We start from the raw sequence: 13,577 nt of genomic DNA, 5'->3' as shown, positions 1-13,577 counted from the left end.
TGCTACATTTACTCCTAGAAATTTGGGATAGTGTAGGACTTTGTTTTGTTTTGCAAACTCGTCCGTCCCTAGTAAGCCTTATATGTAGTTCGTATCCCTCAGACCGAGATTTTGCCTTAGGCTTCCTTCAGATTCCACCTCACGATGGACACCCTTGCCCTTAGCTAGTGGTTCCCACTACCAAGCCCACAGCGGACTTTCACCGCCAAGTTGTTGCCCATGCTGGGCACACAAATAAAAAGCTAGAATGTTTTACCACTCTAGCTTTAAGTTGTTTTATTTTAGTACATTCCATCCATTCCCATACCTGGATTTGGCATTGGAGGATTCTTTTCCGGAATGTCAGCTACAGCTGATTCTGTTGTTAAGAATGTTGATGCAACTGATGCAGCATTTTGAAGTGCTGATCTTGTAACCTTAGTTGGGTCAACTATACCAGCTTTTATCATGTTCTTATATTCTCCATATAGAGCATCATAACCTACACCAGCTTCGCTGTGTTTAACTTTTTCTATTATTACAGAACCTTCTACTCCAGCATTAGTAGCTATTTGTCTCATTGGCTCTTCTAGTGATCTTACTATAATATCTATACCAACTTGAGTATCAGGTACTTCTGATGTTAACTCTGCTACTTTGTTTATAACATTAACATAAGCAGTTCCACCACCAGCAACTATACCTTCTTCAACAGCTGCCTTTGTAGCTGCTAAAGCATCTTCTATTCTTAGCTTTCTTTCCTTTAACTCTGTTTCAGTAGCTGCTCCTACTTTAATAACAGCAACGCCACCAGCAAGCTTAGCTAATCTTTCTTGAAGTTTTTCTTTATCAAACTCAGAAGTTGTTTCTTCTAATTGAGTTCTTATTTGAGCTACTCTGTTCTTTATTTCTGACTTTTCTCCTCTACCATTTACTATAGTAGTGTTTTCCTTAGTCACTTTTATGCTATCAGCTTGACCTAACATATCAAGAGTTGTCTCTTTAAGATCTCTTCCAAGCTCTTCTGATATAACAGTTCCTCCTGTAAGTATTGCTATATCTTCAAGCATTTCTTTTCTTCTATCGCCGAAACCTGGAGCTTTAACAGCTACACAGTTAAATGTTCCTCTTATCTTATTAACTACAAGTGTAGCCATAGCTTCACCTTCGATATCTTCAGCTATGATAAGAAGCTTCTTACCAGTTTGAACGATTTGTTCAAGCACTGGAAGTATTTCTTGAATATTGCTTATCTTTTTATCAGTTATAAGTATTAAAGCATTGTCTAAAACTGCTTCCATCTTTTCTGTATCAGTAACCATGTAAGGTGATACATATCCTCTATCAAACTGCATACCTTCAACAACATCTAGTTCAGTTCCCATAGATCTTGATTCTTCTACAGTTATAACACCTTCGTTGCCTACTCTTTCCATTGCGTCAGCTATAAGCTTACCTATTTCAGGGTCTCCAGCAGATATTGCAGCAACTCTAGCTATGTCTTCTTTACCTTCTACAGGCTTAGAAATCTTCTTAATTTCATCTACTGCTTTATCAACAGCAGTCTTTATTCCAGTTCTAAGAAGTATTGGATTAGCTCCAGCAGTAACGTTCTTTAAACCTTCTCTTATTATTGCTTGAGCAAGTAATGTAGCAGTTGTAGTTCCATCTCCAGCTACATCGTTTGTCTTAGTAGCAACTTCTTTTACTAATTGAGCACCCATGTTTTCAAATGGATCTTCTAATTCTATTTCTCTTGCGATTGAAACACCATCATTAGTTATAAGTGGTGCACCAAATTTCTTATCTAAAACAACATTTCTACCCTTAGGTCCTAAAGTTACTTTTACAGTGTCAGCAAGCTTATCTACACCAGCTTGCATGGATCTTCTTGCTTCTTCACCAAACTTTATTTGCTTAGCCATATCAATCTACCTCCTGTCTATTATTCTACTATTGCTAGTATGTCTTCTTGTTTTAATATAGTATATTCTTCACCATCTAGCTTAACTTCTGTGCCAGCATATTTGGAGAACAATACTTTATCTCCAACCTTAACTTCTAATTCAACTCTAGTGCCATCAATAATAGCTCCAGGTCCTACGGCTACTACTTCAGCTTCTTGTGGTTTTTCCTTAGCTGCTCCAGTTAAAACTATACCGCTTTTTGTTTTTTCTTCTGCTTCTAATCTTTTGATAACAACTCTGTCACCAAGTGGTTTAATTCTCATTTTCTAAACCCTCCTTATGATTTTTAGAGTATATATAATTTTATATTTAGCTTACTTGTTAGCACTCATTAATATTGAGTGCTAATACAATTATTATAATAGACAATAGTTTTTAATAATTCAACAACAAATTGATATTTTTATCCATTTTTTTAGATTAAATAATGTGATTACAAGAAATTATCTTGAATTTTCTAATTATTTCTTCATCTTGCTTATCCGTTGTTGTTTTTATAGTTATAAGATAATTAATTTAATACTTTTTTTAATAAACTCTAGTAATATATTTAAAGAAATCTATAAATTTCACAAAAATATTATAAAATTTCTTATAAAGCTATTTATTTTTTATAAAAAATGATAATAATTAAAGTATGAAACTTTATATTCTATGCCGAAAGAAAGGACGTTATGATGATATCTAAAAACTTTAATTACCTTAATAAACTTTTAAATCTTTTTTTATCTTTGAGTTTAACCTTAGCCACAATAGGTTTATGGTCTATTGTAACCTTGAACTTTACTCCTTTATATAAAATCAGTATAAAGGCCTTCGATATTACTACTGCTACATCTCTTACAGAAGGACAACTTATGTCAAATTATAAGGTTCTTATAAAATATCTCCAATCACCATCTATTCATAAACTAAAATTTTTAAACTTTCCTATGAGTGCTGGTGGAGAAACACACTTTGCAGACGTTAAAAGCATCTTTATATATCTACATATAATAACTTGGAGCACTATAATACTTTTCGCAGTATTATTCGTATTTAAGAAAAAATATCTATCAAAGGAAATTTTTAAGATATTTAATCATACTTTCTATATTCTATCTATTTTTTCGATAACTATACTTATTTTGGTACTAAATAATTTTGATAAAACCTTCGAAAACTTCCATAAACTATTCTTTAGCAATGATCTTTGGTTATTTGATCCTGCTACTGATCCAGTTATCAACGCTTTACCAGAAAACTTCTTCATGGTTTGTGGTATAACAATAATAGCTTTAACCCTTATCCAGGTGATTATATTGAAGGTTATATATCAGAGGCATAAAAAAGCGAATACATTTGCTAAAAGAAATATTTTTGATTATTAGAAATTAGATTTATTATCCTTTTCCCTCAGATAATATTAAAATCACTAGGTAATCATCACTATTTTCACTATCAATTATTTAGGCTATGTTTAATAATATTGTTGAAATTAAGTGGTCATGAAGGAGATGCTATATAAGCGAGCAATTAGCGCAAGCTCATCTAAGCATCAGATCACTGATCACTTAATTTCAACACGCTACTTTAACAGAGCCATTATTTAAAGCATAAAAGAGAGGTGCAAGCTAACCTCTCTTTTATTTTGCGAACCTATATTTTTTGATTAGTTTCCAAATTGTTTTTCAATTGCTCTAACTCATTGTCACCTATATTAGCTGCAATTCCAAGCATAGCCCAAAATACAGGCGCAACACTTACAACACTTATGTTAAAGAAAGCTTGAATTAAATAGCCTATAATAGACATAAGAAGTCCTAAATATAATATCTGATATGCTTCATCAGCTCGCCTAATCCTTTTTAGAAGTTTTAAACATATAAATGTAATTAAAGCAAGATAGATTAAGAGCGCAGGAATGCCACTTGTAACTGCTAGTTGTAAATATTCATTATGTGCTTTATCAACTATTCCACCTGTTATATCCTGCATGTACTTCAGTTCATCAAAGTACTTTTCTAAGAATACTACCCCAAATGTATCCGGTCCACTTCCAAGTAACGGATGCTCAGGAATAAAGGTTATCCCCCTTTTCCATATATAAAGTCTTGAGCTTCCAGCGGTGTCATTATCCTTCATTGTAATCTTTTTAGCATCAAGACCTATTGAATTAAGTCTAGATGCTATACTACTGTCTGTTAATAAGTTTAGCAATAAGAAAACAACAACAAATATACCTAAACACATCATATATCTTTTTATATATTTCTTCTTTTTTAAGCAATATATAAAAAGAACTGCTGAGTATACAACAAAGGAAATCCAATTACTCCTTGCTATAGAGGCTACAAGCCCAGCAAAAATAATTGAAGCTGAAATTAAGTATGTTTTTTCCCCTTTTTTCAAATAGAAGCAAATATTTATTGGTAAATATAAAGTCATAATTATTGCAAAAAAATCTCTATTTCCTATAGTTGAATATGCTACATTGCTCCAATTTTTTCTTATAGAATCTGGCGCTATAAAATCGAATCCTAAATACTGAACAATTCCATATATAGATATAATACATATAATTATATTTATATATTTTAGTACCTTGCTAGAAAACTTAAAGTGTTTATACATTATTAAAAAAATAAGGCAATAAAATACTATAGCTAATAAACCTTCTCTTCTATCAGGCCTTCCATTTATTGAAACCGGTACATATACTGAAAATACTGTTGATAATACTAACCAAAATATAAATAAGGCGATCAAATAATCAATTATAGTATTTTTAGACCATCTTTCTCTATCATATATGACTAACATCGCAGCCATAACTACTAAATATACTAATATTATCTTAGGCTCATAAAATCTATCTTTTAAACCAGGTAAGATTACTATTGGAATAAATCCCATAATTAAAAAGGAAAATACTTTTATTGGCTCAAGTTTTTTAATCACTTTAATAACTTCATAATTAACCAAAGAAGTAGCAGGTTCACCTTGTTTAGCTAATCCATATCCAACTGCAAGAATAGACCAAAATACTGGCGCAACACAAATTATACTTATGTTAAAGCAAGCCTGGACACAGTAGGATATTATACTTAAACCTATTGCAATCAAATATCCATTCTGTTCTTTCATCGCTTTTCCTAATAACTTTATCACTATTGTAGCTAATATAACAATGTAAATAGCTAAAGATAAAATTCCATTATTAATTAGAATCTCAAGATATTCATTATGTGCTTTAGTTACAATGCCACCTAGGTTTTTAACCATAAATTTAGCTTCATTTGAGTATTTAGACATAAATGCTGCTCCAAAATTGTCTACACCATAACCTAAAAGCGGTTTATCCCATAAAAGATTTAACCCATTTTTCCATATATATACCCTTCCTGAACCAGCCATCTCATTACCTGACTGTTGCAGAGAAGTAGCATCATTGCTAATGGAGATTAATCTAGTATTTAACTGGCCACTCTTTAAGTAGTTTAACCCCAAGAAAATTACTATCATCGCTACTAAGACAAGAAACCAATTTATAAGTCTTTTCTTATTTTTTATTGATAGTGCGAAAAGAATTGTAATGTAAATGACTAATGAAATCCAACTACTCCTCGTTAGACTACTAACTAGTGCTGCAAAAAGTATTGAAGTTATTATGAGATACCTCTTCTCATTTTTATATATAAACAATGAAATAGCAATTGGAAGAAATAATGATATATATGCTCCAACTGCATTCCTGTACCCTAAAGTACCTATAGCTTGAAATTTCATTATTGAAGCTCTAACCTTATCAAGCTTTATAGGATTAACTCCAAAAAACTGAATTAAAGCGTATAATGAAACAATACAAGCACATATAAATAAAAATTCTAAAAAACCTTCTGATAGTTTAAACTTTTTAGATATAAACAAAAAATTTATATAATAACAAAGGTACAATAAAAATGGTTCCCTATCAGTCATATTGCCAATAAAGGAATTGTGAATATCTATACCCATCAAACTTGAAATAAAAAGTATTCCAATAAATAATCCTAAAAGCTTATCCAACCAATCAAAATCGATTGTATCCCTTTTTAAATACAAGTAAATTAATGATAAAGTTGATATAAAATATACAAAATATAGCTTTGGTGTGTAGTAAACATCAAAGGTTCCAGGAACCATTATAAGTGGCGTTATTCCCATTAATGATATAGCAATTAAATTCACAAAATACTCTTCTTTAATATGTAACTTTTTCGTCATCAAGCACCTCTCACAACTTAATAAAAAATTCGCTAAAGTGACTTTCTTCAGTGAATTCTTTTTGCGCATCTGCCTTTTCTGAATATATATGGCATGCGACATTTTTTTATTTTTTCATTTCGTATGAATTTAAGCAATCTACTGGATAGTAACTCAAAACTTAATTTTTGATAAAACTTCCTGAATAATAAAGTTTTTATTATTGCTGTTCTTCTTTGCTAATAAGTTTCTTACCTATCACTATCCCTAATAAAAGCAAAATACAAACAACTCCTATTATAGCTACAAGAAGAACTATCTTATTTCTCGAAAGATTATGTCCAAAAAATATGGACACAAAAAGCATAGGCGTTCTCGCTAGATTGGATATAATCAAAAACTCTTTTAAAGAAAGACTTGATATTCCACATATATATCCTAAGACATCCTTAGGGATTCCAGGTATGATATATAGTAAAAATACAATTCTTCTAAGGGATTTATGTTTTTCTTTTTCTGACTTATCGGGCTTATTTTTATCACTATGTTCTGCTTTATAATGGTCAAGCTTTTTTAGTAACCAAAGATCCTTCTCGCTTACTAATTTCTCTACAAAGGGTTTTCCAAGCTTCTGTGATATAACAAAAGTAATGGCACTACCAATCACGGCTCCCAAAAGAGATAAGGCAAACCCAATCCAAGCGCCAAAAATATAACCTGCAGCCACTTGTACTATTTCTCCCGGTATTATAAATATAACTATCTGCATTATCTGCATAACTAAAAAAGCCACCCAAGAGTATGGACCATAGCCTATAATCTTCGCCTTGAGCTTCCTAACATCTGTAAATACATCTATATACTTGGCATAATATTTATAAAATATAAACAAAATAAGTAAAAAAATTATTCCACCAATAATATAATATTTATATTTCTTTAATTTATCCTTCATAATCCCATATCCTTATTATTATAATTATTTAATCTCTCTAATAAACAGTATATAATACTGGCAATATAGCTAACACTATAGTTTTCTTATTATTTACTTAATTTTATCTTAATATTTAAAAACATGGGTTACAAAACATTTTATTTTGCCATTTTCTACATCATTATATCATTTTGTACATTATTTTTATACAATAATTGTAATATTTTTATTTATTCTTTATTATAATACATATAAAGACATTATTCTTCGGTGCAAGAATCTATTTTCAGAACTCTTCTGTATTATGAGGCGAAAATTTTAAAATATAACCTCTATTACCAAGCGTTACATATATAAAATGCAAACTTATTTAACTTGTAAATATTAGTAGCTTTATTTCCTCCTTTTACGATTAAGTAGATAACCCTGTTGTCCATTAATTTCGACATACTATTTTTACAGAGCCTATAATTAAAATTTCAATAAAGGGTGATATTATGCATAGTGAAAAATACATTTGTGATTTGTGCGGAAGAGAGGTTTCAAAGATAACAGTACATCATTTGGTTCCTAAAGAAGAAGGAGGTAAGGACTTGGATACGGCCATGTTGTGTCTTCCCTGTCATAAACAGATTCATGCACTGTATTCTAACAAAGAATTGTCAGTGAGACTTTATACTATTACTAGACTTAAGAATGATGATAAAATAAAAAAATATCTAAAATTCATCACGAAGCATCCTGGAGATTCTCATATATCGGTTAAAAAATCTAAGGATGTAAGAAAAAGATAGCCAAAGGATTTTAAAAAGTATTTAAACTTTTATAATCTCCTACTGGCTATCCAATTAATTCTTACAGTATCTTATTCTTTAACCTAACCCTTGCATAAGTACAATTAATCTTCACTATCTAAAATCACTATTGATTAAACCTTTATGTTATTCTCTCTAGCATAGTAGAAGAAATATTGCTGTGCAAAGCCTGAAAGATCCCCAAACTTTTCTCTTCCAAAGATTCTAATCTTGTTAAGTGACACATCTGGTGCTAAGTAGAAATGAGCCATAGCTCTCTTAACCCATACATCTACAGGAAAAGCGGAATACTTTTTCATAGAAAATAACATAACGCAATCAGCAACCTTAGCTCCAACACCTTTAAACTTTTGAAGCGCTATATGACAATCGTCATCACTAAGGTTTGAAATCATATTTAAATCATATTGAAGAAGTTCTTTTTCTTCTTCACTCATAGAAGCTATATCTTTATTTTCGCTTAAAAGCTCGTTACAAGCCTTTACCTTAGCTACAGTATCAAATATGTACTTACTTCTAAATGATGCTCCAGTAGTGTTTATTTCTTCTAAGGATGCCTTTGAGAACTGCTCTATAGTAGGAAATGCATAGTAAGTATTACCCTTGTACTCTATAGCACTTCCCCACTTCTCACTGATTTTGTTTATAGTCTTACTTATTACTGGTATAGAATTTCTAGCAGATATTATAAAGCTTATTAATATTTCGAAAGGGTCTTGTTTTAATATTCTTATTCCATAACCAAAGTCTACTGCTTTTTCTAGTAGCGGATCTCCAGCAAATTTATCCTTTATAGCAGAGTAGTCTCTCTCTAGATCAAAATACTCCAACCATATGTTATCAAAATCATCTTTATTGGTATTATGTATTATTATGTCTTCTCCGCTCTCTTCTAGTTCTATAACTCTTTCATGAGCAACTCCGATATAAGTACCACTTTCTTGTCTTATCCATCTAAAGCATTGACCGCACTCAAATACCTGCTTTATATTAAAACTTTTAGCTTCTTTCAGTACGACTTTATCATCATAGTATTCTACATTTTTAAAATCCATTTTATCACCTTTTCTTATTTATCTATTTAGAAAAAATTTCTCTAACACGATTTTCATTAGTATTTTTGCCTATCTAAACAGTAAGCCTGACATATTTTTCTTAACTATAATTATACTTTTATATTTTAATTTTTACAATTATCAATTTAAAATCCTTAGCACTAAATATAAACTTTCACTTAATAATTAATACTTATTATTTCAATTTGCTTTTTATTTTTAGGCTCTGTTAAAATACCCTGTTGCAATTAAGCTGTCAGTCATCCGATGCTTTAATGAGCTTGCGCTAATTGCTCGCTCATATATCATCTCCTTCTTAACCGCTTAATTTCAACAATATTATTAAACATAGCCTATTTCTATATTTGGTCATATATTAACTAAAAGTTGCGACTCCCTACAATTAGAATTAATAAATTGTTACAGAAATATACAACGCTTACCTAACAAGCAGTATTAAATCATTATTTATCAAAATAATATCTGCATATATTTGCAGAATCAGAAAAGGTGATAAATCTTAATTATATCTATATATGTAAAATAGTTATGCGCAGAATCTATATAGGAAAGCTATTAGTGCGAAATGTTTTTTTCTGTAATCTCACTAAAGCATCCAATAATTAGCCACTTAATTTCCACTTACTACTTTAATAGAACTAAAGAAAAAAGTAGCTGAAACGCCCATTCTTCAGCAACTTTTTTGCCCATCTGCCTTTCCGAATGTATATGAGGAAAATCTGGCAGACGAATAAGATTTCTTTTTATTGTTTACCTAAATAGCCATTATATAGCCTTGATATTACTAAGTTTAGCTAGTAAACTTTTTTACTTTTCTATCCAGCAAAAAAGCTTTATATAAACACTTTCGTACCATGATAACTGCAGATAAATAGCTTCTCCATTTCTTCCTTAGTAATCTTTCTAGGATTTGATAAAGTACAAGCATCTTCTATGGCATTGGCTGATATTTCTTTTAGCTTTTCATTAAAGAAATCCTCTTTGACTCCATATTCCTTTAAGGTATTTGGTATTCCTAACTTTTCGTTCATGTATCGTATAAGTTCTCTTAAGGACTCAACTAACTCTTCATCAGTATTTCCTTCAAGCTTTAATCTTCTGCTTATGTCCGCATACCTATCCATGCAAGCTTTCTTATTAAAATCAATAACATATGGAAGGTATATTGCATTTGCACAGCCATGAGGAATATTAAATACCGCCCCAGTTTTGTGTGCCATACTATGAGTTATTCCAAGCAAGGCATTGCTAAAGGCCATACCAGCTAAACACTGAGCATAATGCATGTTTTCTCTACATACCATATCACCTTGATAGGACTTTAATAGATTATCTCTTACCATATCGATGGCCTGCAATGCAAGAGGGTCTGTAAAACAAGTATGCTGAGTTGCGACATAGGCTTCTATGCCATGGGTCATTGCATCCATTCCTGTATGTGCAGTAAGCTTAGGTGGCATCGATTCTGCCAGCTCTGAGTCTACAATAGCTATATCTGGGGTTATATCAAAATCCGCTAAGGGATATTTTATTTTTGTGTTATAGTCAGTTATTACTGAGAAAGCAGTTACTTCTGTAGCTGTTCCAGAAGTTGATGGAATAGCTATAAATTTTGCTTTGTTTCTTAGCTCAGGTATAGAAAAAGGCTTTTTTATGTTTTCAAAGCTTTCCTCTGGATACTCATAAAAGATCCACATGGCTTTTGCAGCGTCTATTGCTGAGCCTCCTCCCATAGCTACTATAAGATCTGGCTCATACTTAAGCATCTGCTTAGACCCTTTCATTACAGTTTCCACTGAAGGATCTGGTTCAACACCGTCTATTAGATTAACCTCTATATTAGCTTCCTTTAGATAGTTTACTGCCCTATCTAAGAAACCAGACTTTCTCATAGAACTTCCCCCTGTTACTACAACAGCCTTTTTTCCCTCTACATTCTTCAATTGCTCCATAGAGCCTTTTCCATAATATATATCCCTAGGCAAAGTAAATCTATTCATAAAAAAATACCTCCCGATAGTATTTAAAAATCAATTTGATTATTGGACTCTTTTAAAATACCATGTTGAAATTAAGCGGTAAGTCACCCGATGCTCTAATGTGCTTGCGCAAAGAATTAATATAGCATCTACTTCATAACCACTTAATTTCAAAAATATTCTTAAGCATAGCGAATTTTTAAAGTTCCTCTTTATAAATTATCGCTCTGAAGAATATTCTACCTATAAAGTAAAGTCTAAATAATGTTTTGACATAGGGGCCCAACTTCAACTATTAAGTTATGCATGCCTAAAGTTCATAGGTGCATGATTTTTGAACATGCATAACTTAAGTTTTCGTAATGGAACCCTATAAGATCTTACTCATTAATTTTTGTAGATAAAATCTCTAGCTTCCCTTAGGATATTATTAGTAAATACTGCAATATTTATTTATATAAATTCAAAATTTAAGTAAGGACTACTGATAAAGTTTATAAAGCTATACTGCTTCAATCCGTAGACTCAAAATATAGCCTTGTAATCAAAATTATGTATTCTTATTTCCCAGAAAATAAACTTCACAGAAATCAAAAAAACACAACCTAAAAAGGTTGTGTTTAAAAATCCATAAAGAATTTATTATTTCGCGTAGTTGTGGAAGCCTCTACCTGACTTTCTTCCTAACCAGCCAGCTCTAACGTACTTTCTTAGTAAGCTATGAGCTCTGTACTTAGTATCTCCAGTTTCATTGTAAAGAACGTCCATTATAGCTAAGCAAACATCTAAGCCTATAAGATCTCCTAAAGCTAGAGGTCCCATTGGATGATTTGCTCCAAGCATCATTGACTTATCTATATCTTCAGCTGAAGCTATTCCTTCTGCAAGTATACCTACAGCTTCGTTGATCATTGGTATAAGTATTCTGTTAACTACAAAACCAGGAGCTTCTGCAACTTCTACTGGTTCCTTACCTATAGCTAATGAAACTTCTTTAACTGCATCAAAAGTTTCTTGTGATGTAGCCATTCCTCTGATAACTTCAACAAGCTTCATTACTGGAGCTGGATTGAAGAAATGCATACCTATAACTTTGTCAGGTCTGCCAGTTGCAGCAGCAACTTCAGTTATTGATAATGATGAAGTGTTTGAAGCTAATATTGTTTCTGGCTTACATATGTTATGTAACTCAGCGAATATTTGCTTCTTTATTGCCATATTTTCTACTGCAGCTTCGATTACTAGATCGCAGTCAGCAGCTAAGTTCATATCAGTTGTTCCTGATATTCTTGAAAGGATTTCTTCTTTAACTTCTTCAGTCATCTTTCCTTTAGCAACAAGTTTGCTTAAACCTTTGTTGATTCCTGCAATTCCTTTATCAACAAATTCTTCTTTTATATCTCTAACTATAACTTCATATCCTTTTTGAGCGAAAGCTTGAACTATACCAGCTCCCATTGTACCAGCACCAAGAACAAATATCTTTTCCATGGGTATACCTCCTAAAATTTACATATTTAGTCCTACCTTTTAAGGTAGGACTTTGTATTTATATCAAACTTATGATTAATCAGTTTTATAAAAATTATGCTTCTTCTTTTCTAGCCTTAGCTTTTGCAATAAGTTCTGGAATAACTTTGTTTAAGTCTCCAACTATAGCATAGTCAGCTATCTTCATGATAGGTGCAGTTGCATCCTTATTGATTGCTATGATCATATCAGAATCTTGCATACCAGCTGTATGTTGGATAGCTCCTGATATACCACAAGCTATATAGATTGTTGGCTTAACAGTCTTACCAGTTTGACCTACTTGGTAAGCAGCTTCTAACCATCCAGCTTCAGTAGCAGCTCTTGAACCAGCAACTGTTCCACCTAGAGCATCAGCTAATTCCTTAAGAAGAGCGAAGTTTTCTTTGTTTCCAACTCCTCTACCACCTGAAACTATTATGTTAGCTTCACTTATATCAACTATATCCTTAGCTTCCTTAACAACCTTAACAACCTTAGTTCTTACATCAGCATCAGTTAAGTTAACCTTGATTTCTTCAACTACAGCTTTGTTTTCACTATCGACCTTTGAGAAAACTCCTGGTCTTACTGTAGCCATTTGTGGTCTGTGATCAGTACAAGCTATAGTAGCCATTAAGTTACCACCGAAAGCTGGTCTTGTAGCAAGAAGGTATTTTCCTTCTGCATCTATATCAAGTGATGTACAGTCAGCTGTTAAACCAGTTGAAAGTCTAGCTGCTATTCTAGGACCTAAGTCTCTTCCTATGAATGTTGCACCTATGAATAATATTTCTGGCTTTCTTTCTGTAGCAAGGTCACAGATAACCTTAGTATATCCATCAGTTGTGTAGTTTTCTAATAATTCATGTTCAACTACTAAAACTTCATCAGCTCCATGAACACCTAATTTTTCAGATAATCCTTTAACGTTGTTACCTATTAATAAAGCTGTTAGCTTAACTCCTAGCTTATCAGCAATTCTTCTTCCTTCTCCTAAAAGTTCTAATGAAACTTTTTGAAGTTCGCCGTTTCTTTGTTCAGCGAATACCCATACGCCTTTATAATCTGCTATATTCATAATATTTTAC

At 31.8% G+C, this 13,577-nt stretch carries 10 protein-coding genes; 2 read left to right on the top strand and 8 right to left on the bottom strand.

Going from position 1 to position 13,577, the window contains the following annotated elements; translation table 11 throughout:
• Positions 1-281 precede the first annotated feature (281 nt).
• Positions 282-1,904: a chaperonin GroEL gene (gene groL, locus C1I91_RS05460; protein WP_128211865.1), complete on the bottom strand. Its 1,623-nt coding sequence runs from the start codon at positions 1,902-1,904 to the stop codon at positions 282-284.
• 20 nt (positions 1,905-1,924) lie between these two features.
• A complete protein-coding gene (gene groES, locus C1I91_RS05455; protein ID WP_128211863.1) occupies positions 1,925-2,209 on the bottom strand; it encodes a co-chaperone GroES in 285 nt (94 codons plus the stop codon).
• A gap of 411 nt (positions 2,210-2,620) precedes the next feature.
• Here groES and C1I91_RS05450 point away from each other — a divergent pair, with 411 nt between their 5' ends.
• Positions 2,621-3,316 (top strand): TIGR01906 family membrane protein, encoded by a 696-nt coding sequence (locus tag C1I91_RS05450; RefSeq protein ID WP_128211861.1) that lies wholly within the window; start codon positions 2,621-2,623, stop codon positions 3,314-3,316.
• Positions 3,317-3,584: 268 nt separating this feature from the next.
• Here C1I91_RS05450 and C1I91_RS05445 read toward each other — a convergent pair whose 3' ends face one another.
• Positions 3,585-6,191, bottom strand: a complete 2,607-nt coding sequence (locus C1I91_RS05445) for an O-antigen ligase family protein (RefSeq protein ID WP_164880452.1) — start codon at positions 6,189-6,191, stop codon at positions 3,585-3,587.
• 199 nt (positions 6,192-6,390) lie between these two features.
• The gene (locus C1I91_RS05440; RefSeq protein ID WP_128211857.1) at positions 6,391-7,125 is read right to left on the bottom strand and encodes a TVP38/TMEM64 family protein; all 735 of its coding nucleotides are present in this window, start codon (positions 7,123-7,125) and stop codon (positions 6,391-6,393) included.
• A 479-nt stretch (positions 7,126-7,604) separates the two neighbouring features.
• Here C1I91_RS05440 and C1I91_RS05435 point away from each other — a divergent pair, with 479 nt between their 5' ends.
• The gene (locus tag C1I91_RS05435) at positions 7,605-7,901 is read left to right on the top strand and encodes an HNH endonuclease (protein WP_128211855.1); all 297 of its coding nucleotides are present in this window, start codon (positions 7,605-7,607) and stop codon (positions 7,899-7,901) included.
• Positions 7,902-8,035: 134 nt separating this feature from the next.
• Here C1I91_RS05435 and C1I91_RS05430 read toward each other — a convergent pair whose 3' ends face one another.
• From C1I91_RS05430 to C1I91_RS05415, 4 genes are all read right to left on the bottom strand, one after another.
• Complete coding sequence (locus C1I91_RS05430; protein WP_128211853.1) at positions 8,036-8,977, bottom strand: DNA-3-methyladenine glycosylase family protein; 942 nt, start codon at positions 8,975-8,977, stop codon at positions 8,036-8,038.
• Positions 8,978-9,831: 854 nt separating this feature from the next.
• Positions 9,832-10,998, bottom strand: coding sequence for an iron-containing alcohol dehydrogenase (locus C1I91_RS05425; protein WP_128211851.1), 1,167 nt, complete (start codon positions 10,996-10,998; stop codon positions 9,832-9,834).
• 621 nt (positions 10,999-11,619) lie between these two features.
• Complete coding sequence (locus C1I91_RS05420) at positions 11,620-12,468, bottom strand: 3-hydroxybutyryl-CoA dehydrogenase (protein WP_128211849.1); 849 nt, start codon at positions 12,466-12,468, stop codon at positions 11,620-11,622.
• A gap of 94 nt (positions 12,469-12,562) precedes the next feature.
• A complete protein-coding gene (locus tag C1I91_RS05415; protein ID WP_128211847.1) occupies positions 12,563-13,567 on the bottom strand; it encodes an electron transfer flavoprotein subunit alpha/FixB family protein in 1,005 nt (334 codons plus the stop codon).
• Between the last annotated feature and the right edge of the window lie 10 nt (positions 13,568-13,577).

This window comes from Clostridium manihotivorum (assembly GCF_004015185.1).
Classification (GTDB): Bacteria; Bacillota; Clostridia; order Clostridiales; family Clostridiaceae; genus Clostridium_AR; species Clostridium_AR manihotivorum.
The sequence above is the reverse complement of the archived record's forward strand: the minus strand, read 5'-3'. Positions and strand labels throughout refer to the sequence as shown.

Coding starts and splice junctions, on each gene's coding strand:
- C1I91_RS05435 (WP_128211855.1), top strand. CDS start 7,605: ATGCATAGTGAAAAATACATTTGTGATTTGTGCGGAAGAGAGGTTTCA.
- C1I91_RS05445 (WP_164880452.1), bottom strand. CDS start 6,191: ATGACGAAAAAGTTACATATTAAAGAAGAGTATTTTGTGAATTTAATT.
- groES (WP_128211863.1), bottom strand. CDS start 2,209: ATGAGAATTAAACCACTTGGTGACAGAGTTGTTATCAAAAGATTAGAA.
- C1I91_RS05440 (WP_128211857.1), bottom strand. CDS start 7,125: ATGAAGGATAAATTAAAGAAATATAAATATTATATTATTGGTGGAATA.
- C1I91_RS05420 (WP_128211849.1), bottom strand. CDS start 12,468: ATGGAAAAGATATTTGTTCTTGGTGCTGGTACAATGGGAGCTGGTATA.
- C1I91_RS05430 (WP_128211853.1), bottom strand. CDS start 8,977: ATGGATTTTAAAAATGTAGAATACTATGATGATAAAGTCGTACTGAAA.
- C1I91_RS05450 (WP_128211861.1), top strand. CDS start 2,621: ATGATGATATCTAAAAACTTTAATTACCTTAATAAACTTTTAAATCTT.
- C1I91_RS05425 (WP_128211851.1), bottom strand. CDS start 10,998: ATGAATAGATTTACTTTGCCTAGGGATATATATTATGGAAAAGGCTCT.
- C1I91_RS05415 (WP_128211847.1), bottom strand. CDS start 13,567: ATGAATATAGCAGATTATAAAGGCGTATGGGTATTCGCTGAACAAAGA.
- groL (WP_128211865.1), bottom strand. CDS start 1,904: ATGGCTAAGCAAATAAAGTTTGGTGAAGAAGCAAGAAGATCCATGCAA.